Origin of the sequence: uncultured Apibacter sp. (assembly GCF_946479295.1) — a bacterium.
Taxonomy (GTDB): domain Bacteria; phylum Bacteroidota; class Bacteroidia; order Flavobacteriales; family Weeksellaceae; genus Apibacter.
The window spans coordinates 47,456-69,871 of the sequence record NZ_CAMLFD010000010.1 but is presented as its reverse complement, the minus strand read 5'-3'; the positions used below and the strand labels follow the sequence as shown (position 1 = coordinate 69,871).

At 30.6% G+C, this 22,416-nt stretch carries 19 protein-coding genes; 6 read left to right on the top strand and 13 right to left on the bottom strand.

Annotation, left to right across the window (positions count from 1 at the left end; genetic code table 11):
- Nucleotides 1–18: 18 nt before the first annotated feature.
- The 3 genes from Q0T35_RS07550 to Q0T35_RS07540 all read right to left on the bottom strand — a co-directional run bounded on the left by Q0T35_RS07550 (nt 19) and on the right by Q0T35_RS07540 (nt 4,487).
- Entirely contained in the window at nt 19–1,713 is a 1,695-nt protein-coding gene (locus Q0T35_RS07550) for a S8 family peptidase (protein ID WP_295841650.1), read from the bottom strand.
- A 13-nt stretch (nt 1,714–1,726) separates the two neighbouring features.
- Nucleotides 1,727–2,326: a WbqC family protein gene (locus Q0T35_RS07545; RefSeq protein WP_295841646.1), complete on the bottom strand. Its 600-nt coding sequence runs from the start codon at nt 2,324–2,326 to the stop codon at nt 1,727–1,729.
- A 121-nt stretch (nt 2,327–2,447) separates the two neighbouring features.
- Complete coding sequence (locus Q0T35_RS07540; protein WP_293918926.1) at nt 2,448–4,487, bottom strand: TonB-dependent siderophore receptor; 2,040 nt, start codon at nt 4,485–4,487, stop codon at nt 2,448–2,450.
- 125 nt (nt 4,488–4,612) lie between these two features.
- Between Q0T35_RS07540 and Q0T35_RS07535 the strand changes: the two genes are divergently transcribed.
- Nucleotides 4,613–5,278, top strand: coding sequence for a metal-dependent transcriptional regulator (locus tag Q0T35_RS07535; protein WP_295841643.1), 666 nt, complete (start codon nt 4,613–4,615; stop codon nt 5,276–5,278).
- Nucleotides 5,279–5,360: 82 nt separating this feature from the next.
- On the top strand, nt 5,361–6,614 hold the full coding sequence (locus Q0T35_RS07530) for a DUF763 domain-containing protein (RefSeq protein WP_295841641.1): 1,254 nt from the start codon (nt 5,361–5,363) through the stop codon (nt 6,612–6,614).
- A 19-nt stretch (nt 6,615–6,633) separates the two neighbouring features.
- On the opposite strand, the gene Q0T35_RS07525 is transcribed toward Q0T35_RS07530, so the two are convergent.
- Both Q0T35_RS07525 and Q0T35_RS07520 read right to left on the bottom strand, forming a co-directional pair.
- Complete coding sequence (locus tag Q0T35_RS07525; protein ID WP_295841639.1) at nt 6,634–7,638, bottom strand: isochorismate synthase; 1,005 nt, start codon at nt 7,636–7,638, stop codon at nt 6,634–6,636.
- Nucleotides 7,638–8,075: a hotdog fold thioesterase gene (locus tag Q0T35_RS07520; RefSeq protein WP_295841638.1), complete on the bottom strand. Its 438-nt coding sequence runs from the start codon at nt 8,073–8,075 to the stop codon at nt 7,638–7,640. Before Q0T35_RS07520 ends, Q0T35_RS07525 begins: the two co-directional genes overlap by 1 nt.
- Nucleotides 8,076–8,410: 335 nt before the next feature.
- Between Q0T35_RS07520 and Q0T35_RS07515 the strand changes: the two genes are divergently transcribed.
- Nucleotides 8,411–10,420, top strand: a complete 2,010-nt coding sequence (locus tag Q0T35_RS07515) for a heavy metal translocating P-type ATPase (RefSeq protein WP_295841636.1) — start codon at nt 8,411–8,413, stop codon at nt 10,418–10,420.
- Between the two features lie 126 nt (nt 10,421–10,546).
- Here Q0T35_RS07515 and Q0T35_RS07510 read toward each other — a convergent pair whose 3' ends face one another.
- Complete coding sequence (locus tag Q0T35_RS07510) at nt 10,547–11,560, bottom strand: tyrosine-protein phosphatase (RefSeq protein ID WP_295841635.1); 1,014 nt, start codon at nt 11,558–11,560, stop codon at nt 10,547–10,549.
- A gap of 297 nt (nt 11,561–11,857) precedes the next feature.
- On the opposite strand from Q0T35_RS07510, the gene pnuC reads away from it, so the two are divergent.
- On the top strand, nt 11,858–12,484 hold the full coding sequence (gene pnuC, locus Q0T35_RS07505) for a nicotinamide riboside transporter PnuC (protein WP_295841631.1): 627 nt from the start codon (nt 11,858–11,860) through the stop codon (nt 12,482–12,484).
- Nucleotides 12,485–12,502: 18 nt separating this feature from the next.
- A complete protein-coding gene (locus tag Q0T35_RS07500; protein ID WP_293919389.1) occupies nt 12,503–12,742 on the top strand; it encodes a GlsB/YeaQ/YmgE family stress response membrane protein in 240 nt (79 codons plus the stop codon).
- A gap of 48 nt (nt 12,743–12,790) precedes the next feature.
- On the opposite strand, the gene Q0T35_RS07495 is transcribed toward Q0T35_RS07500, so the two are convergent.
- The 7 genes from Q0T35_RS07495 to Q0T35_RS07465 all read right to left on the bottom strand — a co-directional run bounded on the left by Q0T35_RS07495 (nt 12,791) and on the right by Q0T35_RS07465 (nt 21,330).
- Entirely contained in the window at nt 12,791–13,393 is a 603-nt protein-coding gene (locus tag Q0T35_RS07495; RefSeq protein ID WP_293919390.1) for a superoxide dismutase, read from the bottom strand.
- A gap of 170 nt (nt 13,394–13,563) precedes the next feature.
- A complete protein-coding gene (locus tag Q0T35_RS07490) occupies nt 13,564–16,140 on the bottom strand; it encodes a DNA gyrase/topoisomerase IV subunit A (RefSeq protein WP_295841629.1) in 2,577 nt (858 codons plus the stop codon).
- 47 nt (nt 16,141–16,187) lie between these two features.
- The gene (locus Q0T35_RS07485; protein ID WP_295841627.1) at nt 16,188–16,661 is read right to left on the bottom strand and encodes a hypothetical protein; all 474 of its coding nucleotides are present in this window, start codon (nt 16,659–16,661) and stop codon (nt 16,188–16,190) included.
- A 54-nt stretch (nt 16,662–16,715) separates the two neighbouring features.
- The gene (locus Q0T35_RS07480) at nt 16,716–18,554 is read right to left on the bottom strand and encodes a DNA topoisomerase IV subunit B (protein WP_293918095.1); all 1,839 of its coding nucleotides are present in this window, start codon (nt 18,552–18,554) and stop codon (nt 16,716–16,718) included.
- Nucleotides 18,555–18,691: 137 nt separating this feature from the next.
- Entirely contained in the window at nt 18,692–19,384 is a 693-nt protein-coding gene (locus Q0T35_RS07475; protein ID WP_293918097.1) for a hypothetical protein, read from the bottom strand.
- Nucleotides 19,374–19,877, bottom strand: coding sequence for an RNA polymerase sigma factor (locus Q0T35_RS07470; protein WP_293918117.1), 504 nt, complete (start codon nt 19,875–19,877; stop codon nt 19,374–19,376). Before Q0T35_RS07470 ends, Q0T35_RS07475 begins: the two co-directional genes overlap by 11 nt.
- 64 nt (nt 19,878–19,941) lie before the next feature.
- Entirely contained in the window at nt 19,942–21,330 is a 1,389-nt protein-coding gene (locus Q0T35_RS07465; protein WP_295841626.1) for an FAD-linked oxidase C-terminal domain-containing protein, read from the bottom strand.
- Nucleotides 21,331–21,476: 146 nt separating this feature from the next.
- Here Q0T35_RS07465 and Q0T35_RS07460 point away from each other — a divergent pair, with 146 nt between their 5' ends.
- Nucleotides 21,477–22,415 carry an iron ABC transporter permease gene (locus Q0T35_RS07460; protein ID WP_295811927.1) on the top strand — a complete coding sequence of 313 codons (939 nt, stop codon included), beginning with the start codon at nt 21,477–21,479 and terminating at the stop codon, nt 22,413–22,415.
- Nucleotide 22,416 lies beyond the last annotated feature (1 nt).

Sequence of the window (22,416 nt, the reverse complement as noted above, 5' to 3'; positions counted from 1 at the left end):
TTATTAATTAATTTAGAATTATTTTTTTGATTTTTTATTTGGATTAAAATTGTCGTAAGCATATTTTACTGCTCTATATACATCTACTACTCCTCCGGTTGAGGATAGCTGGTCAAAGGTAGTTGTAATGGCAGGACTATTATCACTTTCTCCACCAGCTTCAACAGCTGTAGTTGATTTGTTTGCGGTAATAAATAATATTTCTTTAACTTGTTCTGCGGATAATTGAGGGAAATAAGCCCACAATAAAGCCGCACAACCTGCAACCACCGGAGAAGCCATACTAGTTCCTTGTAAAAATTTATATTTACCTTTCGTAATTGTAGAATAAATTTCTAAACCAGGTGCGAAAATATCAACTTTTTCTTTTCCGTAATTTGAGAAAGACGCTTTTAAAGAATTGTTGTAACGAGTACTAGCACCTACCGTAATCCAATTATTTACGAAAGATTTATTTTCATTATCCTTAAAATTAGTTGGATAATTATATTCCGTATCCACATTTTTGTTATCGTTACCTGCAGCATGTACCATTAAAACACCTTTTTTCTCTGCATATTTCATAGCTTCCCAAACTCTTTCTTTATTTGGAGAAAATGGTTTTCCAAAGCTCATATTAATGATTTTAGCTCCATTATCAACGGCATAATGAATAGCATTTGCGATATCCTTATCTCTTTCATCTCCATCCGGAACTGCTCTAACAACCAAAATTTTAGCAACATCTCCGGCTATACCGTCCATGCCGATTTTGTTATTTCTTTCTGCAGCAATAATGCCGGATACGTGAGTTCCATGTAAAGCATCAGGGCCTTCTACTTCATTATTGCCGTAGTATTTTTCTTTAATATCAGCATAATTATCACCAACAATACTTCGAGGGTCATAATTTTTATTTAGCATGTAATCTACTTTTCCTGAATAGTATTGTACAGCTTCCCCCATTTCACTGTCGGCTAGCATCTTAATTTGTGTAGCATTTTTTCCTTCAAGATCGCTATTATTTTCGAGCATTTGAAGAAAAGCTGTTTTATATTGAGGTATTGTAAATTCTGCTGCATTAATATTTTCAATAGTCATAGGTTTATCGCCCAACGCTTTTTGCAATATATCAGTCATTTGTCTAATCATCTCTTTTTGCTCATCGATTTGGGATAATGACATTTTAGCCTCTTTTAATTCTTTTTCATAAACAAGTACTGCTCTTACATATTCTTTGAATTCATTCGGAAATTTTTTTCTGTTCTTTTCATGAATATCATCAACTTCAAAGTAATCTTTTCCAAATAATTTTTCGTATAAGGAAACAATACGAGTTGATTCCATGGTATCATGATCAACGTCTTTTCCATCTTTTCCACCAATAAAATCCCATCCGTGTATATCATCAGTATATCCATTACCGTCATCATCTTTACCGTTATTGGCAATCTCTTTCGAGTTAACCCATATATTGTTTTTTAAATCGGGATGATCGATTTGAACTCCACTATCGATAACTCCAACAATAATAGGGGAGGGCTTTAGACCTTTAGATTTTAAAAAATTGATAGCATCATTGGTTCCAACGCCATAGATACCGGTTTTCTCATAGCTTTGATGATACCAATTCTTTAAAGCAATCGAATCGACTGCCTGATTAGTATCTTGTGAAAATGCTGTAGCAGTAATTAAAGTAAAAGCGATGCTTAAGCTTAATAGTTTTATCTTCATTTAATTGTTATTTTTATTCGACATTAGTAAGATAATTAGCAGATTTCGGGCCAAGATTGCAAATAAGATCAATGATCGAAAGATCATTCATAAATTGGAAACGGTCTGAAAATACTTGAATATATTTTTTATTATAATAAGAACTTTCTTTTTTTGCATTGAATGCCTCGCGGGCATCTGTACATTCAGGAAATTTTACATATTCATTGGTACGGATATAAGTATCGTCTATTTTTAAAATAGAAAAGGCCCATTCCAATGTTTTTACATTTAAATCCAATAAAAAAGTCTCTTTTTTTTCCAATAGATTGACTAATTTATCTTCATAGTATTCAAAATATGGAGAACTTTGGTAGGCAGATTGCAAAGATTTTATATGTAATTTTTGCCATGATGAAGTATAAGATATTTTAATATCTTTCATGATTCGAGCTCCCGAATGGTCTATAGGAATAATCAAAGGCAGCTTACCATTTGCTCCTTGTACGAGACAACGATTTCGATAGGTTTGTTTTGGAAAATTTTCCCATTGTTCTAAATATCTTTTATCTGATTTTGTCCAAATTTCGAAATATGAGATCGGTGGAAAATAGAAACAAGGTAAAAGTATCATAGTTATCTTTTATAAAGCGCTAATTTACCATAAAAATAAATATGATCTTCTTATTATTTCACTTAATTATAGGTGCAATCTTTTTATGTAAAGTTTATCTTTTTTAAAATCATTAAAATAACTAGAAAAAATTATATCTAACCCCTAAAAATCCTCGCATTTTTTGTAATGATGCATAATTGTAGGATGTGTCAAAAGTGTAACCATTAGGATTGGTTACTGGATTATTCACGTCTTTATTAAAAGGATCAAATGGACGCATGATAGGATTTTTAGGAGTAAAATTGAATAAATTTTTTATTCCTCCGTAAATTTCAATACCGTTATCGAACTTTTTAGATAATTGAATATTTGCGATACAATACCAAGGAGAATATTCACTTCTGAAATCGTTAGGCTCAATAGGCAATCGCATTTTTCCATTCCATTGACCAGAAAAATCCAAAGCAATTTTTTTAGGAAAAGTATAGGTCATAACAAATGTACCGGACCATTTAGGGGCATATAATTGATCAGTTCTTATATAACTACCGTCATTATCTTTTTCCTTAGTGTAAACATCCATATAAGTTACTCCAGCCATAATTTTAATTGGAGCTAGGAAAGACCATTCTGTATTTAGAGAAATTCCTTGGGACACCGCATGACCATCTAAATTATCGTAGATAATTTTAGTAGGATCGGTATCAAAATCACCAATTATTTTATTAGTAAAATATGAATAAAATCCGGTAATATCGAGATTTAAATTTAAATCTGTTGACATTATTTTTTTAACATAATTTAAATTCCCATTATACGATCTTTCTGGTTTTAAAGAATTTAAAATAATAACCTCTCTGGCTCCGGTCAGAGCGGAGTGATCTTCTGTAAATATATTTACCACTCTAAACCCAGTACCGAAACTGGCTCTCAAAGTATTCGTTGAGTTAGGAGAAAATTTGTAAGCAACTCTTGGAGAATGGACATTTCCGTGATGCTTGTCATTGTCGTATCTATATCCCAACAACAACTTATTCATCTCGTTAATTTTCCATTCATCCTGTAAAAATACTCCAGGTAGCGGGGTTTTTGAAGGTTTATTTTTTAAACCGTCTGCAGAAGCGGTAGCAGGTGTATTGTCATCATAATAAGTATATCGAAAAGAGGCTCCCATTAAGATATTATGATTTTTTATGGACTTGTCCCAGTAGCTTTGAATAAATCCAACTTGTTGGGTGGCCATGTAAGGAGTATCTCCATACCATGAATTTTGATCGTGCCAATTGTAAGAAAATTGTGTATATATCTTTTCCTCGAAAGGTAATTGGTATAATCCGATTACTTCTGCTCGCTTGGTATAGATGCTTTCTCCATATACCTCATCACTACCACGGTATTTTTTGCTCCAATTCATTTCGCCTCCCCATCGATCTTCATTAACCCAGCGTAAACCTATACTGGCTACTCTGTTTTGATCTCTTTTGAAATTCCATTTATTAAATACCGAAATTCTATTTTGCACCGTTAAATCGGTAAAACCATCGTGATTGTCATCAATAGGGTTATCGTAATAAAAATGATTTACTCCTAATAAGCTAGTTATTTTTTTACCGGCATTGAATTTTAATGATAAATCGGTACTAAGTTCTCCCCAGCTAGTACTGAAAATATCTGCTGCAAATTTGGGCGCTCTTTGAGGATTTTTAGTAATTACATTTATAATACCTCCCATTGCTTCGGATCCGTATAAAGAAGAAGCCGGACCTTTAACAATTTCTATTCTTTCTACTAGACTATTCGGTATCCCGCTGAGACCATATACTGTAGATAGACCGCTTACTATTGGCATACCATCAATTAAAATCATGGTATAAGGTCCTTCCATACCATTTATATGGATATCTCCCGTATTACATACACTACAATTGATTTGAGGCTTAACCCCGTTAACCATTCCGACAGCATCAAAAAGGCTAGGAGTAGGGTTTTTTTGAAATAATTTTGGCGTAATAATTTCAACTGGAACAGGACTGTCAGATTTTCTCACCTCTTTCATTGTTCCAGTAATTACTACTTCTCCAACTGTTTTTTCTTTATTGTTATTAAGTGAGTCTTTAACCCCTTGAGAATATAAAGATCCTATGGATAATATAAGCAATATAGTTAAACCTCTTTTCATAATATTTAATTTTTAGATCAGCAAATATAAAAAATTAGACTAGTCTAACAAATTTATTTCACTATTATATTTTTAGCAATTAGATTATTTAATTTCAAGAAATGAATATTTTAATATATTTGTATATGTTTTCATCTATCGAAGAAAATTATCTAAAGGCTTTATATAACCTGTCTGATGAAGAGGGAGAGGTATCTACTTTGGCATTAAGTCAATCCTTAGAGATAAAAATGCCTACCGTGAATAGCATGATGAAAAAATTTTATACTAAAGGATTGGTATATTATCAGAGCTATAAACCGATTAGGCTTACAGAAAAAGGAAAAAAAGAGGCTGCACTTATTTTGAGAAAACACCGATTAACAGAAATGTATTTGGTAGACAAAATGGGATTTAGCTGGGAAGATGTTCATGAAATAGCCGAACAAGTAGAGCATATACATTCCGAAAAGTTTTTTAATAAAATGGACGAACTTTTAGATTATCCTAAATTTGATCCTCATGGTTCACCTATACCGGATAAGGAAGGAAATATAGAATGGGTAAGCTTTAAAAAGCTAAGCGAATATAATATTGGAGACACGGTAGAATTGTCGGCTATTATCCATAGTTCAAAAGATTTTTTAAAATATTTGAATTCTAAAAATTTTAATTTAGGTATTAAATTTAAAATTAAGTCGATTGAAGAATTTGACGGAAGCATTACCATATCTGTTGTTGGACAAAATAGGGAAGAAGTTTTAAGTAATATTATTGCAGAAAAACTCTTAGTTAAAATGTGTTCCAGTTAAAAATTAATTTATTTAATTGTACCACAATTTTTAGATATAAACTATTTTCAGGGAAATAATTATTTTTCACTATCTTTATTCTATGAAGAAGGGATATGCAGATTTGCCTTTACATTACGGTACAGTACCTGCCTGGTTAGCTAAAAGGATGAGTTTATTAGGAGGTGCAATTGTAGAGGCAATTGTTCAAGAATACGGTAAGAAGATGTTGTTGCAAAAAATTAGTGATCCATTTTGGTTTCAATCTCTAGGTTGCGTATTAGGAATGGATTGGCATTCTTCGGGGATAACAACATCAGTAATGAATGCTCTAAAGAAAGCAATCAATCAAAGATCCCTTGAACTAGGGATTTATGTTTGTGGAGGAAGAGGAAAATCATCTCGTAATACTCCTATAGAATTGTTACAAATCGCAAATAAAACAGGATTAGATGGTAACGATCTTGTTAAGAAAAGCAAGTTGGTGGCTAAGGTTGATAATTGTGCCGTACAAGACGGTTTCCAGCTATATTTACATTCTTTTATTGTTACCGATGAAGGGGATTGGGCCGTCATTCAACAAGGAATGAATAGTAATGAAAAGATGGCAAGAAGATACCATTGGTTGTCGTCCTCCGTGAAATCCTTTACAGAAACTCCTCATTCGTTTATTTACGGAAAAAATAAAGGAGAAATTTTAAATTTAACCGATCAACAAGCACAAGCGACTAAGCAGGGCATTATAGGATTAACTAAAGAAAATCCGGATAAGGTCATGAAAGAAATTAATTTAATTATGCCCAATCATCATGAAGTTTGTGCAAGCGATATTAATTTGAAAAGACTCGGAGCAGCTTTAGTACTTGCTCATGAAACGGAAGTAAAGGATGTTGAATCTCTATTACTCTTGCAAGGAGTGGGGCCGAGAACTTTGCAATCTTTGACATTGGTTAGCGAAGTTATACATGGTACTCCTTCAAGATTTTCTGACCCGGCACGATTTTCTTTTGCCCATGGAGGAAAAGATGGTCATCCTTTTCCGGTTCCTACGAAAATATATGATGAAACTATAGAAATATTCAACAAGGCTATTAATCAATCTAAATTGGGTGAAAATGATAAATTACAAGTACTGAAAAATCTATCGAAAGTTGCTATGGAGATAGAAAAAGATTTTATTCCTAATAATAATTTTGAGGAATGGATTGAAAATGAAAGGAATAATTCCTGGAAATACGGTGGCAAAACCATCTATGGAGATGCCGTTGAAAATGGGTCAAGTATTACAAAAAATATTAAAAAAGAAACGAAATCTAAAACAAATAAAATTGATATAAACCAATTAAGTTTATTTTAATAAAATAATTTATATTTGTTTATAGACTTTCACCAATAAATTTAGCTTTTAATTCTGTTTCAGTCCATTCTTTTTGAGGATTGCTTTGGGCGGTTATCCCTCCTCCCACAAAAAGTAAAGCCCCGTTATTATAAAGCCTTGCACAGCGCAAATTTACAAAATACTTGTCGAAATCAGGGGTTTCCAAACCTATATAGCCGGCATAAAAATCACGATTGTATCCTTCATTTTTTAAAATGTAATTCCTACTACTCTCCAATGGAATTCCACAAACTGCTGGAGTAGGATGTAAGGAATGAATTAATTCAGATAATTGAGTAGTATTTTTTAAATGTACAGATAAGTAAGTTATTAAATGTTTTACATGTCCCAAATGCAATGTTTCAGGACCTTTTAATGAAAGGCTGGGAACATATTTTTTTATTTTTTCATAAATGTAATCTGTCACATATTTTTGTTCGTTAATTTCTTTTTGTTCCCATTGAGCAGAATTATTATCGGGCAGGGTACCAGCTAATGCCATGGTAGTAAATTGAGAATTTTCATAAGATCCTAAAACCTCAGGAGTGGCACCCAACCATATTTCTTTTTCATTCCAATAACTTAAATGACAAAAAGAATTGGGATACTTTTCACATAAATATGAAAAGGAATTAATTGGGTCTATAGAGTCTTTATCAATCCATTTTTCCCTAGAAATAACTATTTTTTCCGTCTGTTTGTTTTCAATATAATTAATTGTTTTTCGAAGCAGTTTTAAATAATTGTTCTCAGAAATAACTTTTGTATTTTCTTTTCTAGTTAAAGGCAGTACATATTTATTATTAATCCTAAGGTCTTTTAATTCTATAAATTCAGTAAATTGAAAAGAATATTTTTTTGTAGTATCGAAAGATACAAAGGAATAGCTGCGTATTCCTTTATTATCCTCTTTAATAAAATATATATGTTTATTATTGGGTAATCGTATAAAGGCAAAAGGAATATTCTTTTCAATGCAATTAATTACCATTTCAAATAACATTACGCAAAATTATTTTTGGGAATAATTCGGTTAGTCATTGTTACATGACAGTTTTTAAAAGTAATTCCATTCTCATCAGTACAATAGATGGAAATTTCAACTATATGTGAGGTTTTACCTTTATTAATAAATTTTGCAGTTGCAGTTAATTTACCATTTTTTACAGATTTTAGATGGTATCCGTTAACTTGGGTACCAAAAACATGGTATTCCGAAATATTTACGGTAGTTATCGATAAAAAAGAACCTACGGTTTCAGCCATAGCTAAAGAAGCTCCTCCATGTAAAAACCTCATCGGTTGATGTACTGTAGAAGTTACGTCCATTTCAGCGGTAAGAGTGTCTCCTGTAAAATCTGTATAAACGATACCTAATGTTTGCATTAAGGTATCAGAAGAAGATGCATTTAATTGAAATAAAATTTCTTCTTTATTCATTTTCGAATGATTTTGATTTCTGCAAATTTAAAAATTATAGATATAGTTTAGGGTAATATATAAATTAAAAGAATCTAATTTTAGATTTTATTAACATAGGTTCTCTTTGAAAATGTAAATTTATTTCCCGTGTAATGATCTTTGGGTAACAGGCATTATATAAATAGATATAAGAAAAAAATCATTTATTAGTTGCTAATATGACATCAAAATAAAATTTATTCAGATAAAATTATATGAATAATATTTTATTTTTATCATTTATAAATATTACTTTGCAATCTGATTGCAAATAAGAGAAATTATTTTTGTAGTATAATCTAAAAAAGATAATTATGACTACCAATAAGCCTAGTTGTGCTTGTCATTCAGATGATAAGAATAATAAAAATTCTCATGGGCAAGGAGAAAATAACCATGACCATAATCACGACCATAATCACGACCATAATCACGACCATGATATCAATTACGATACAAATATTTACCAATTATTTTTACCCGCGATTATTTGTGCTGTTTTCTTAATTACTGCTCTTATTTTTGATTCATTGCATTTTTCTTTTTTTAAATCTTGGTTCAGGCTCGGATGGTATATAGTAGCATACCTTCCTGTGGGGTATCCTGTGTGCAAAGAAATGCTAGAGGAATTTAAACATAAAGATTTTTTTAATGAATTATCTTTAATGTTTTTAGCTTCTGTAGGTGCATTTTATATTGGTGAATATCCGGAAGCTGTAGCGGTCATGTTATTTTATTCAATAGGAGAAAATTTCCAATCTCTAGCTGTGGCTAAAGCAAAAAGGAATATAAATTCCTTATTGGATCAAAGACCTGATGTAGCAACAGTGATAGAAAATAATAATACCAAAGTTGTTAAAGCAACGGAAGTACACGTAGGCGAAATTATTCAATTAAAACCTGGAGAAAAAGTAGCGTTAGATGGTGAATTACTTTCTTCGTCATCGACTTTTAATACGTCTGCACTAACCGGAGAGAGTGCTCCACAAGTTAAAGAAAAAGGAGATGTTATTTTAGCAGGAATGATAAATTTGACTTCTTCTTCACAAATCAAAGTTACTACTCCTTATTTCGATAGCAAGTTATCTAAAATATTGGATTTAGTACAAAATGCGACAGGTCAAAAAGCAAAAACGGAATTGTTTATTAGGAAGTTTGCTAAAATTTATACACCTGTTGTTTTTTTTATAGCCCTGATGGTATTTGTGCTTCCTTATTTTTTTACCAAAAACTATGATTATGAAACTTGGTTATATCGTTCACTTATCTTTTTAGTTATTTCCTGTCCTTGTGCTTTGGTTATTTCAATACCTTTAGGATATTTCGGAGGAATTGGATTAGCATCGAGAAACGGAATATTGGTAAAAGGATCTAATTTTTTAGATATTTTGGCGGAAATTAAGCAGGTTGTGTTTGATAAGACCGGGACATTAACTCAGGGAAATTTTTCAGTAGAGAGGATGCATATAGAACCGGGATTTGATCAAACTCAACTTTTACATTGGATAAATTTAGCTGAATCTCACAGTAACCATCCCATAGCTGCAGCTGTACTTGAATATGTTGGGGTAAAACCGGATATTTCTCAAATAACATCTATGGAAGATATTCCGGGCAAAGGAATTAAAGTTGAAATCGAAGGTAAGGATATTTTGGTAGGTAATTTTAAATTAATGGATGCCTATAATATTTCCTATGGGTCTGAAATAAAGGAGGTTGTCAATACTGTTGTTTTGGTAGCAGTCAACAAGGTATTTGCCGGTTATTTGGAAATAGCAGATCAATTGAAGCCCGGAGCTTCGAAGGATATTAAAAATATTCATACTTTAGGTATTGATACCACCATTCTTAGTGGTGATAAAAATTCAATTGTTCAAAAGGTAGCAAAAGAAGTAGGTATTGATCGAGCGTATGGTGATTTGCTTCCAGAGGATAAAGTTTCTAAGATGAAAGAAATAAAGGCTGCTAGTAAAGGTAAAGTAGCTTTTGTAGGAGATGGTTTTAACGATGCTCCTGTTATTGCATTAAGTGATGTGGGAATAGCTATGGGCGGTCTGGGTAGTGACGCAACTATAGAGGTAGCGGATGTGATTATACAAGATGATAAAACTTCTAAAATTCCTATAGCTGTTAAAATAGGAAGAGCAACTAAACATGTGGTATGGCAAAATGTAATATTAGCTTTTGGTATAAAAATTATAGTAATGATCTTAGGAGTTTTTGGAGATATTCATTTATTAGAAGCAGTTTTTGCAGATGTGGGCGTAGCATTATTGGCTATATTAAACGCTGTTCGTTTACAAAAAACAAACTTATCAAATTAGAAAATAGTTCAAATTATATAAATTGTTAATCAATTTATATAATTTGAACCATTTAAAAGTGATACATTGATATTCTGGTATATGTTCGTCAGATTTAAATACAAATGGTTATTGTAATTAGTATTTCTAACTCTTTTTATATAAAAACATTTCTCTAAGCTTATCTATATCTGCATTTATTCTCTTAACTAAGAAATTAGTAATCGTACCGTAATTTTTTTCAATTTCGCTCAAAGCATTTTCTAAATATTCCGGTATAACGGTATATAGAAATTCATTAGAAGGATTTTCTTCAATTAAGGGTTGATATTTATCCGCAAGATATATGTTCGAAACTAAATAGTCTTCTATAATTGTTTCTTTAGGAATATCAAGAGCATAAAGAAGTAGAGCCGTAGCTAATCCAGTTCGATCTTTACCTGCCGAACAATGAAAGAGAATAGGCAATTGTTCATGGTCTTGCAAATGTGTAAAGAATTTTTCGTAAGCATTTATATATTCATCTTCAGTTACCAATAACTTATACAAATGTTTCATAGCATCGATAACATTTTCTTTACTGGTTTGTTTACTTTTTGCATAAGCCTTTAAACGTCCGGGCTCAATGCTTATGTAATAATGATTTTTAACCTGCTCAGGAATTCTGTCGGGTAGTATACTATATTCATCTTTACACCTGAAATCTATAATGGTGGATATCGGTATGCTGGATAAATAAGTTAAATCTGCATTTGTTAGATTATAGAGGTCGTCGGTTCTGAATAATTTTCCCCATTTTATATGTTTACCATTTTTAGATTCCAATCCTCCCAAGTCTCTAAAATTATAACCGCCTTCCATTGGAAGATGAGTTTCAGCAAATATGACTGAACCTAATGCGGTCTCTAATTTAAAGTAACTTCTTTTTGAGGGAAGTACATATAGGGGATAGGTTCCGTAATCTTTACCTTGAGCAATAGGCTTTTTAATATCGATAGTTTCTACGGTATCACCTGCATATAAATTCCATTCTCCTGAAATATTTATACTTAAATAGGCTGATTTAGTATGTTTATCTCGGATTATTTTGCAATTTTTAAGAATTTTTGTTTGATTATTATATTTATTTTCTTTTTTTATGGTCATATCTTTTATAATCATATTAATTTATGTAGTTAATGAAAACTTAAAATACCACAAATTTATTGCCATAAAAATCATTAAAAATAATCTATATTTTAATTCATAGAGAATATTTAAATGAAAAGTAAACGTTTTTAGTACATTTGTATTTAAAAAATTACATTAATATATTAATTTCGAAATACTAATTTATTCGAAATCTCTTTGGTTTTTAGATATGTAATAGATGATGTGTCAATAAATATCCTACTTTACTAAAAAATTAAATGGAGGTAGAATTATTGATTATTAATTTTTTAATTAAATAATTTTTACATGATTTCATTTCATGAATGCTTGCAGACTATCAAAGAACAATGGCATCATATTTCCTATTTAGAAGCCATTGGGGTAATTTTCGGTATAGCAGAAGCCTTATTTGCAAAATATAATAAGGTATGGCTATATCCTTGTGGATTAATCAACATTATTATTACAATTTATCTTTATTTAGACATACGTTTGTATGCGGAGATTTTATTACAAGGATATTATTTATTATTAAGCATTTACGGATGGTTTTTATGGTCGAGGGGAAAAGGGAATTTATTGAAAATAAGTTTATGCACCGGAAAAGATAATATAATTGCAGGAGGTATTGTAATTCTTTCCTGGATATTTTTATATGTTTTCCTTAAAAATTATACTAATTCAGATGTTCCTATATGGGATTCTTTAGTGAGTGCCTTTGCCTGGGCGGGTATGTGGCTTTTAACTAAAAGGAAATTGAATAATTGGATTTTTTTAAACATAAGTAATTTGGTTGCCATTCCATTATTAATACATAAAGGATTGATATTATATTCTTTATTAACACTTATCCTCTTTATAATAGCTATTTTCGGTTATTTAGATTGGAAAAAGATAATTTATTACCAAAATCTGAAACATAACACTAATTAATACAATACATTTCGTAAAATGTGGACAATAATTATAGGTATATTATCTGGTTTTCTTGCATCTACTTTAATTAAAGGTCGTGGATTAGGTTGTTTTTTAAATTTATTAATAGGTATAGTGGGAAGCTATTTAGGAAAGTGGATTTTCGATCTTCTTCATATTGCAGTTATTGAGGAAAGTAAAACAGCTATGCTGGCTATGTCTACAGTCGGATCAATAATGCTTTTAATAATTGTATCAATTTTTAATAAAAAATAAAAGTCATCTATAAAAGAGATGACTTTTTATCTATATATTTTATATTATTTATTTACTTGAATTGTAAAGTTCCTCAACTTTGTCCCAATTTATAATATTGAAAAAAGCGTTTATGTAATCAGCTCTTCTATTTTGATAATTTAAATAGTAAGCATGTTCCCAAACATCTAATCCTAAAATCGGAGTACCGGATGCACCCACTCCAGGCATTAAAGGATTATCTTGGTTAGCGGTGGAACCAATGCTTAATTTACCATTATTTGCTAATAGCCAAGCCCATCCTGAACCAAATCTTCCGGCAGCAGCCTTAGAAAATTCATCCTTAAAAGCATCAAATGAACCGAATGAGTCATTAATAGCAGAAGCTAAATTACCTTCAGGCTTTCCTTTACTCGTAGGAGTTAACCATTCCCAAAATAAACAATGATTTAAGTATCCTCCTCCGTTATTTCTTATTGGAGTTTTATCAAACCCTTTAACTATAATTTCCTCTATAGGTAGATTTTCAAGTTCAGTACCGGCAATAGCATTATTTAAATTAGTAGTGTAAGTACCATGATGCTTAGTATAATGGATTTCCATTGTTTTTGCATCAATATAAGGTTCTAATGCATCATATGCATAAGGTAATTTTGGTAATTCAAATGCCATATTCTTGTTTTTAATTAATAATATTTAACTTAACTTATTTGTGTTAAACAAAACTAGTAAAATTAGTTATAAAAACGTGCCAAAGGCATTAATTTATTTGATGATGTTATTAAAAAATACAATAAATAATAATGATTATCTTAAAGTATTGAAATAACAATTTAAATTATTTAAAAAAGATTAATTTGTTCACCGTTTGTATCCGAGTCATTTTCCTGAGAATCATTAGGTTCTTCTGATGAATCGGTTTCTGCCTCATTTTCTGAAGGTTCTTCAGTAATTACAATTTTTTTAATTTTTTCTTTAGAAATTTGATTACCTTGAGCTTTAATTCCTTTTATCGCTATAAAGTCTTCCAGATTGATGATTTCAGGATTTTTATCTTTTCCAAAATTTAATTCTGCAATTAATTTCCATCCTGTTCCAGCCCATTCTATGAAAGATCTTGGATTTTCAGAAATGAAAAATACTTGTGGATTTAACGTATCATCTAATAAAAAACGCTTGATGTAATATATGGATTTATCGCCATCATAATAGATACAACAAATAGGCTTTTCAGGATTCCATTTTTCAAGAACTAAGTATTCATCATCAAAATGATTTAATAGATCGAAAGTGTGAAGTTTGGCAATCCCTATAGGTGAAAGGGTTAAAATTTTATCTGCTCCTTTAAATGCACCCAAATATCTTCCTCTACCATCCACATTTAAGCGTTGTATGGTTTCATCAAACCATATTTTTCTCGGTGCCAATGTTGAGATACCGGACTCTTTTAATTCTATTTTTTTAATGTAATTTTTTGAAACAAGGTTTCCTTTGGAACTTCTTCCTTTTATAGCTAATTCTGAAAAATCGATATCAAATTTTAATTTTTTCAGTCTTTGACTAGGTTTTAGGAAAATGGTTACCGATTCTGCTTCTCCATTTGGATTAGTAGTTAAATATTGAATTTCCGAGTCTTTAGTAGAGGATGCTAAATTGTATTCTTTATCACGTGTTATGGAAGTAACAGGAAATCTTTTCATATACCAAGGACCTAATTTCCCTTCTCGATAGATCATATTATAGATGGTACGAGTATCATTTTTTTTCCATATACCGACATGAATAATATTTTTGCCTACAAATGTCTTTGCATCTGCTTTAGTAACTAGCATAACACCATCCTTTCGAAAAACAATTATGTCGTCAATATCTGAGCAATCAAAAAGATATTCATCTTTTTTAAGGGAATAACCAATAAAGCCTTCTTCACGATTAACGTAAAATTTAATATTAGCTACTGCTACTTTAGCTGCATCGATCGTATCAAAAGTGCGTATTTCAGTTTTTCTTTCTTTGTTTTTGCCGTATTTCTTCTTTATATTGGTGAAGTAATCAATGGCATATTGTATTAGGTTGTCTAAATGATGTTGTACTTCTTTTATTTTACCTTCCAAAGCCAAAAGGTTTTCTTCAGCTTTATCTAAATCAAAACGAGTAATTCTTTTTATCCTGATTTCCGTTAACTTATTAATATCTTCCTCAGTAACTTTTCTTATTAAATGAGTTGTAAAAGGTTTAAGCTCTTTATCAATAGTTGAAATTACCTCTTCCCATTTGTCAAGTTCTTCAATTTTATGATAGATTCTGTTCTCAATGAATATTTTTTCCAAGGAAGCAAAATGCCATTGTTCTTGAAGTTCAGTGAGCTCAATATCTAGTTCTTGTTTAAGCAGGTTTACAGTATTATCAGTGTTTCTTTTTAATATTTCCGAAACAGTCAAGAATTCAGGTCTATCTACATTAATCACACAAGCATTTGGTGAAATTGAAATTTCACAATCTGTGAACGCATATAAAGCATCAATCATTTTATCCGGGGAAACATCGTTGGGTAAGTGAATTAATATTTCAACTTCGGAAGCGGTATTATCTTCAACCTTTTTTATTTTTATTTTTCCCTTCTCATTTGCTTTAAGAATGCTATCTATAAGGGATCCGGTATTGGTACCATAAGGTATTTCATTGATGAGAAGCAGTCCTTTTTCTGGATTTGATATTCTTGCCCTGGCTCTAACTTTGCCTCCTCTTTCTCCATCATTATAATTAGCAACATCAATTAATCCACCTGTTTGAAAATCGGGATAAAGGGTAAAAGGTTTTCCTTTTAAAATTGCAATGGATGCATCAATTAATTCTAAAAAGTTATGAGGCAATATTTTTGTAGATAAGCCAACTGCAATTCCTTCAACTCCTTGTGATAAAAGTAAAGGGAATTTTATAGGTAGGTTTTCCGGTTCTTTATTTCTTCCATCGTAGGAAGGTTTCCATACAGTCGTTTTAGGATTAAAAACAACTTCTAAAGCGAAAGGAGTTAAACGTGATTCAATATAACGTGCAGCTGCAGCACCGTCTCCTGTATAAATATTACCCCAATTTCCTTGCGTATCAATTAAAAGCTCTTTTTGACCTATTTGAACAATTGCATCGGTAATAGCTGCATCTCCATGTGGATGATATTTCATAGTATTTCCCACCACATTAGCTACTTTATTATATCGTCCATCCTCTAATTCTTTCATTGAATGGAGAATTCTTTTTTGAACGGGCTTTAAACCGTCATATATAGAAGGAATGGCTCTTTCAAGAATAACATAAGAAGCATAATCTAAAAACCAATTCTGGTACATACCAGATATTTTTTGTATAGTTTCAGTGTTTCGGTTTTCTTTCTTTACGTTTTCTTGGCTGTTTTCGTTCATTATTTGTTTAAGGCTATTTGTTTAAGGTTTTAAAGTTATTGAAATATTTATTTTTTATTTTCATTAATTACCTTATTCAGAGAAATTCTAATATCTCTTATCTGTTGGGAATTTAAATATGAGATATCAAAATTAACTTTAGATAATCCAGTGTTTACTCGTCTACTGGATATGTAAATTTCCAAAACCTTTTTAAATAGAGGTTTATTTTTTATAGTAAATTTTATTAATTTTCTTTTAGGAAAATCTGAAAGAGATTCTTTCACTAAAAAAGAAATTGGAAGAGATTTTTCATTTTCAAAAATTAAAGTTTCTCCATCGCTATCATATCTAAAGAATGGACATCCTAAATAAGCCAAATAAAGGAGTATAATTAAACTAAATAGTAAAATAAACTCATCACTCTTACCAAAAGCTGGAATGTTCAAATATATAAATATAAAGCTGGTAATAAAGATAATCAGTATAACAATGTTAATGATTGCAACTTTATTCTTAGTTTTTGGGTTTTGAAATTTCATAAGAAAGTAGCTTTTAAGTCATTATTCATATACTGTTTTTGTAGTTTAATTGCACTAAAAAGTATCAATTACTAAATTATTAATTATAAATTCTTGCCTCGTTTGCGTATTTTTTCCCATGTAAAAATCTAATAGTTCCTCTATGGAAGTATTCTTGCTTAACATGACAGGTTCTAATTTAATATCTTTACCGATGAAATTTTTAAATTCATCAGGAGAGATTTCTCCTAAACCTTTAAAGCGGGTTATTTCGGGATTTTTCCCCAATTCATCAATGGCTTTTAAGCGTTCTTCTTCTGTATAGCAATATCGTGTTTCTTTTTTATTTCTAACTCTGAATAAAGGAGTTTGAAGAATATACAAATGTCCATTCTTAATTAAATCAGGGAAAAATTGTAAGAAAAATGTAATCATAAGAAGCCTGATATGCATTCCATCAACATCAGCATCGGTTGCTATGACAACATTATTATATCGTAAGTCTTCTAAACTAATTTCAATATTTAAGGCTGATTGTAAAAGATTGAATTCTTCGTTTTCATATACAATTTTTTTAGTAAGTCCGTAACTGTTTAATGGCTTTCCACGTAAGCTGAATACGGCTTGCGTTTCAACATCTCTACTTTTTGTTATAGACCCAGAGGCTGAATCACCCTCTGTAATAAATATAGTGGTTTCAAGTTTCCGTTGAGATTTTTGATCATTATAATGTTGGCGACAATCTCTTAATTTTTTGTTGTGTAAACTTACTTTTTTTGCTCTTTCTCTTGCTAGTTTTTGAATTCCTGAAAGCTCTTTTCGTTCTTTTTCGGAAATTATTATTTTTTTTTGTAATACTTCTGCTACCTCAGGATTTTTATGTAAGAAATTATCTAAGTGCTTTTTTAAAAAATCATTCATAAATGTACGAATCGTAGGTAAATCAGGCCCCATTTCACTACTTCCTAATTTAGTTTTGGTTTGTGATTCGAAAACCGGTTCAATAATTTTAATTGAAACTGCGGCTATTATAGATTTTCTAATATCGGAAGCATCATAATTTTTATTATAGAATTCGCGTATAGTTTTTACAAAAGCTTCTTTAAATGCATTTAAATGAGTTCCTCCTTGAGTTGTATGTTGCCCATTTACGAATGAAAAATAAGCTTCGGATTGTGAACGTTCGCTATGCGTGCAAGCTATTTCTATATCCTCATCTTTTAAATGTATAATGGGATAAATAGTTTCTCCTTCTATGTTGTCTTGAAGAAGGTCTTGTAAACCATTTTCCGAATAATATTCTTCTCCATTAAAGAAAATTTTTAGTCCAGGATTGAGATAGACATAATTTTTAAGCATTTTGTCTATGTATTCTTTTCTAAACTTAAAATTCCCAAATATGGTAGAATCAGGTTCAAAAGAAATTTCCGTACCTTTTCTTTCTTTAGATTCAGTTTCAGGACTTTCGATCGTAATAACTCCTTGTGAAAATTCTGCATATCTTGAAAATCCATCACGAACGGATTTTACTTTGAAATAAGAAGACAATGCATTCACGGCCTTTGTCCCCACACCGTTTAATCCTACAGATTTTTTAAATGCTCTGGAATCATATTTTCCTCCTGTATTCATTTTGGAAACAGCATCTACCATTTTTCCCAGGGGAATTCCTCTTCCGTAGTCTCTTATTTTTATGATATTATTTTCAAGGTGAAGATCAATTTTTTTTCCGGCTCCCATTACATATTCATCAATGGAATTATCTATAATCTCTTTTAAGAGAATATAAATACCATCGTCCGGAGAAGAGCCGTCACCTAATTTCCCAATATACATTCCAGGACGGATACGTATATGCTCCTGCCATTCGAGAGTTTTGATATTATCCTCGGTATATTGAGTATTTTGATTCATATCCTTATCAATAAAAAAAATATGTGCAAAAATACGATTTTTAACTTATAATAAAAAATAAGAAACAATTTGAATATTGTATGTGATTTTGTAAAAAATTTTCCTACGTATCTCTCTCTTTTATACTGTTTATAAAATTAGTTATCATCTATTTCTAATTTTTTTATTTCGTTGAGATTTTTCTTTAAATTTCTAAGTAAAATACCATATATCAAAAGATAATATGCTATAATAATTAAGAATAATATTATACAAACGATGATAAATACTAATATATTATTAGGATATGTTAAGTTGAGACGAATTTTATCTATATTCAAAATATTGGAAGGTTTGAAAATTGAATCTAATCTTTTTCCATACATAAATTCATAAAAACCAGTTAATATAAGTATAATTATTCCAAGCAAAATATTTATAAATATAAACCAGTTTACACTTTTTCTAAATTTAAGAATATTATTAATTAAATTTTTAGTGGAATAAAGTAAATTAATTTTTTTATAACATCTATAGAAATAAAATATAAATCCAATAGATGTAATTAAGTTAAAATAGACGAGCAATCGGCTTATATGATAATTTCGAATATATACATTCAAAGCTTCACCTCCTAAGTTGGGTATAATGAGATCCATATCTGCTGCAGTGAAAAGGAGAGAGGTCATTAGAATTATAAATTCGATAACACTTATAATAACGATGTATTTGACATTATTACGAGATTTTTTGTTTAACATCAATAGTAGTTCTGCTTGAGAATATTGATTGGTATCATCTTGTTTTTGCCATGATTTTTTTAAGCTGTCTATATCCAATTCATTCTTCATTTTTATTCATTATTTCTTTTAATTTGGTTTTAACACGATTCATCTTTACGCGTGCATTAACTTCTGTGATACCTAATGTCTCAGAAATTTCTCTATAAGATAAATCTTCTAGATATAATAAAACTAGTGCTCGTTCAATTTCAGATAATTGTTTGATAGCATCATAAAGTCTATTAATTTGTTCTTGCTTTTCACTGAAATCATCATTTTCGGAGATTTTATACAGAGTATTGTCTAGCTCTTGCGTGTTGATAGTTTTGGTTGACTTCCTAAAAAGAGTAATTGCTGTATTTAGTGCAACTCTATACATCCATGTTGTGAATTTAGAATTTCCTTGAAAACTTTTATAAGATTTCCAAAGTTGTAATAGAATTTCTTGAAATAAATCTTGAGAATCATCATCATTATTTGCATATATCCTGCAAACTTTATGAATTATTCCCTGATTTTTTTCAATTAATTTCGAAAATTCTAATTCGACTTTTTTCACTATTTTGTTTATTAAATTATAAGTATTTACATTAAAAATTTGGTAATATAAATAGTATTTCTTTTAATTAATCTGGAATTAATTTTCCAGGATTCATAATATTATTAGGATCTAATGCTTTTTTAATGTTTTTTTGTATTTGAAGGTTTGCTTCCGAAAAAACAATGGTAAGAAAAGATTTTTGGAGCATTCCAATGCCATGTTCTCCGGATATTGTGCCTCCTAGTGTATGGATGTATTTGAATAGTTCGTTAAGCATGGCATGTATGACAGGGTTCTGATAGGAATTTTTATAAACCGGATGGTTGAATCGTATGTGTAAATTACCATCTCCTGCATGCCCGTAACATACCACTTTAGCATTATTTTTTTCTGCTAATTGATGAGCAAATTTTATGAGTTGCGGTAATTTAGCTCTTGCTACTACCGTATCTTCTTCAATGGTGTATCCATTTGCTTTTACAATTTCAGCAGCTTTTCTTCGTATTTCCCATAAACGATTTTTATCTGTATCATTATCGGCATAATAAATTTCTTCGGTAGGATATTTATCAACTACGGATATAGTTTTTTCTACCAGCGGTAAAAGCTCATCTTGCGATTCGCCGTCGTAACAAATTAGTAAATGGGCCTGAACATTTTCTTGTAATAAAATTGAGTTATCCTTTAGGTGTAAAAGCACTTGTTCGAGTGCATTTCTTTCCATAAGTTCAAGAGAGCAAGGAGAAAGTCCATTATTAAATATTTCGGTTACAGCTCTTGCAGAATCTTCCAGGTTATGAAACGGTATAAGAAGTGTTATATCTGTTTTAGGTTTTGTAAGAACTTTTAATACTGCTTTAGTTACTATGCCTAAGGTACCTTCACTACCTATAAACAATTGAGTAAGGTTATAACCGGTAGAATTTTTAAGTGTGTTGGCTCCTGTCCATATAATTTCCCCATTGGGAAGGACTACTTCCAAATTTAATACTGCGGCGGATGTAACACCATATTTTACTGCTCGTAATCCTCCAGCATTAGTTGCTATATTCCCCCCTATGTATGAACTTCCCCAGCTTGATGGATCCGGCCCATAAAATAATCCGTAGGGTTCTAATGCCTGTTGTAGATGATAATTGATGACACCGGCTTCAACGGTTACTTGAAAATTTTGAATATCTATATTAATAATCTTATTTAACCTTTCCATGGATAAGATTATTCCTCCATGTATAGCCAAAGCTCCACCCATAAGCCCCGTTCCGGCTGACCGCGTTGTTATAGGTAAATTTTTTTCATTGCAGAATTTAACAATTTGTGAAATCTGATCTGTGTTTTTAGGCTTGACGACTAATAATGGTTTGAATCTTAAGTTTTCAGTATGATCGTAAGAATAATACTCAAGACTTTCTTCGTCATATATACAATGTTCTGTTCCTAATAATTTCTGAAAAAAATCAATATAATCGGGCATAAGAGTTATAAATTCACTGCAAAAGTACTAATTTGATTACATAATCTTATAAATTATCAGTAATAAAAGATGTGGTTATTTTTATATTTGTATTTATGTTTACCAAAAGATTCTTATTGCTTATAATTTTACTTGTGATATGCTGTATGGTTTTATTTTTGGTTAATTTATTGACCGGCTATGAAAATATAACTTTACATGATCTTTTTTTTGCCGAGGAAGAAACTAAAAATTTAATTATATCTTATCGTCTTAATAGAGCTTTAGCGGTTGTTTTAGCAGGTATATCTCTACCGGTAAGCGGATTTTTATTGCAAGAATTATTTAAGAATCCATTAGCAGAGCCTTCTGTATTAGGTATTACTTCGGCATCAGCTCTTGCAGTGGCATTGATGATTTTTTGCGGAGGAACTATTTTTTTTATTAATTATCAATGGCTGAGCGGTTGGTTAGTTATAGCGTGTGCTTTTGTGGGTGCATTATTTGCTTCAATATTGCTGTTATTTATGGCTAAGGGGATAAATAGTATTTCTACTTTTATTATTATTGGATTTCTTTTATCTTCCTTTTGCGGATCTTTAATTAGCATCTTACAATTTTATTCCCAATCGGAGTCTTTAAAACAATATGTATTTTGGTCTTTCGGTTCTTTTGAGGGGTTATCTAGGGTGCAAATTTTTGTTTATGCTATCTGTACTATTGTTGGACTTTTTGCAGCTTTTTTATCGGTAAGAAAGTTAATAGGTTACTTAATGGGTGAAGAATATGCAAAGGTTTTAGGGGTAAACTTGACACATCTTAAAATTACTGTTTTGATAGCTGTTTGTTTTCTTACCGGAAGTACAACTGCAATGTTGGGACCTATTGTATTTGTTGGTATTATAATACCTCATTTTTGTAGGCAAATAGGAAATCCTTCAGCATTATGGATACAGATTATCTTAAATATTTTGGTAGGGAGTAAATTTATGTTGTTGATTAACCTTATTATGATTTATACGCAATTGCCTGTAAATATTCTTTCATCTTTGATTGGTGTACCTACTATATTGTTTATAATTTTAAAAGACAGAATTAATAATTAAA

What these genes read in the sequence shown, in the direction of transcription:
- Q0T35_RS07550 (WP_295841650.1), bottom strand. Translation starts at nt 1,713, where the DNA reads ATGAAGATAAAACTATTAAGCTTAAGCATCGCTTTTACTTTAATTACT.
- Q0T35_RS07545 (WP_295841646.1), bottom strand. Translation starts at nt 2,326, where the DNA reads ATGATACTTTTACCTTGTTTCTATTTTCCACCGATCTCATATTTCGAA.
- Q0T35_RS07540 (WP_293918926.1), bottom strand. Translation starts at nt 4,487, where the DNA reads ATGAAAAGAGGTTTAACTATATTGCTTATATTATCCATAGGATCTTTA.
- Q0T35_RS07535 (WP_295841643.1), top strand. Translation starts at nt 4,613, where the DNA reads ATGTTTTCATCTATCGAAGAAAATTATCTAAAGGCTTTATATAACCTG.
- Q0T35_RS07530 (WP_295841641.1), top strand. Translation starts at nt 5,361, where the DNA reads ATGAAGAAGGGATATGCAGATTTGCCTTTACATTACGGTACAGTACCT.
- Q0T35_RS07525 (WP_295841639.1), bottom strand. Translation starts at nt 7,638, where the DNA reads ATGTTATTTGAAATGGTAATTAATTGCATTGAAAAGAATATTCCTTTT.
- Q0T35_RS07520 (WP_295841638.1), bottom strand. Translation starts at nt 8,075, where the DNA reads ATGAATAAAGAAGAAATTTTATTTCAATTAAATGCATCTTCTTCTGAT.
- Q0T35_RS07515 (WP_295841636.1), top strand. Translation starts at nt 8,411, where the DNA reads ATGACTACCAATAAGCCTAGTTGTGCTTGTCATTCAGATGATAAGAAT.
- Q0T35_RS07510 (WP_295841635.1), bottom strand. Translation starts at nt 11,560, where the DNA reads ATGATTATAAAAGATATGACCATAAAAAAAGAAAATAAATATAATAAT.
- pnuC (WP_295841631.1), top strand. Translation starts at nt 11,858, where the DNA reads ATGATTTCATTTCATGAATGCTTGCAGACTATCAAAGAACAATGGCAT.
- Q0T35_RS07500 (WP_293919389.1), top strand. Translation starts at nt 12,503, where the DNA reads ATGTGGACAATAATTATAGGTATATTATCTGGTTTTCTTGCATCTACT.
- Q0T35_RS07495 (WP_293919390.1), bottom strand. Translation starts at nt 13,393, where the DNA reads ATGGCATTTGAATTACCAAAATTACCTTATGCATATGATGCATTAGAA.
- Q0T35_RS07490 (WP_295841629.1), bottom strand. Translation starts at nt 16,140, where the DNA reads ATGAACGAAAACAGCCAAGAAAACGTAAAGAAAGAAAACCGAAACACT.
- Q0T35_RS07485 (WP_295841627.1), bottom strand. Translation starts at nt 16,661, where the DNA reads ATGAAATTTCAAAACCCAAAAACTAAGAATAAAGTTGCAATCATTAAC.
- Q0T35_RS07480 (WP_293918095.1), bottom strand. Translation starts at nt 18,554, where the DNA reads ATGAATCAAAATACTCAATATACCGAGGATAATATCAAAACTCTCGAA.
- Q0T35_RS07475 (WP_293918097.1), bottom strand. Translation starts at nt 19,384, where the DNA reads ATGAAGAATGAATTGGATATAGACAGCTTAAAAAAATCATGGCAAAAA.
- Q0T35_RS07465 (WP_295841626.1), bottom strand. Translation starts at nt 21,330, where the DNA reads ATGCCCGATTATATTGATTTTTTTCAGAAATTATTAGGAACAGAACAT.
- Q0T35_RS07460 (WP_295811927.1), top strand. Translation starts at nt 21,477, where the DNA reads ATGGTTTTATTTTTGGTTAATTTATTGACCGGCTATGAAAATATAACT.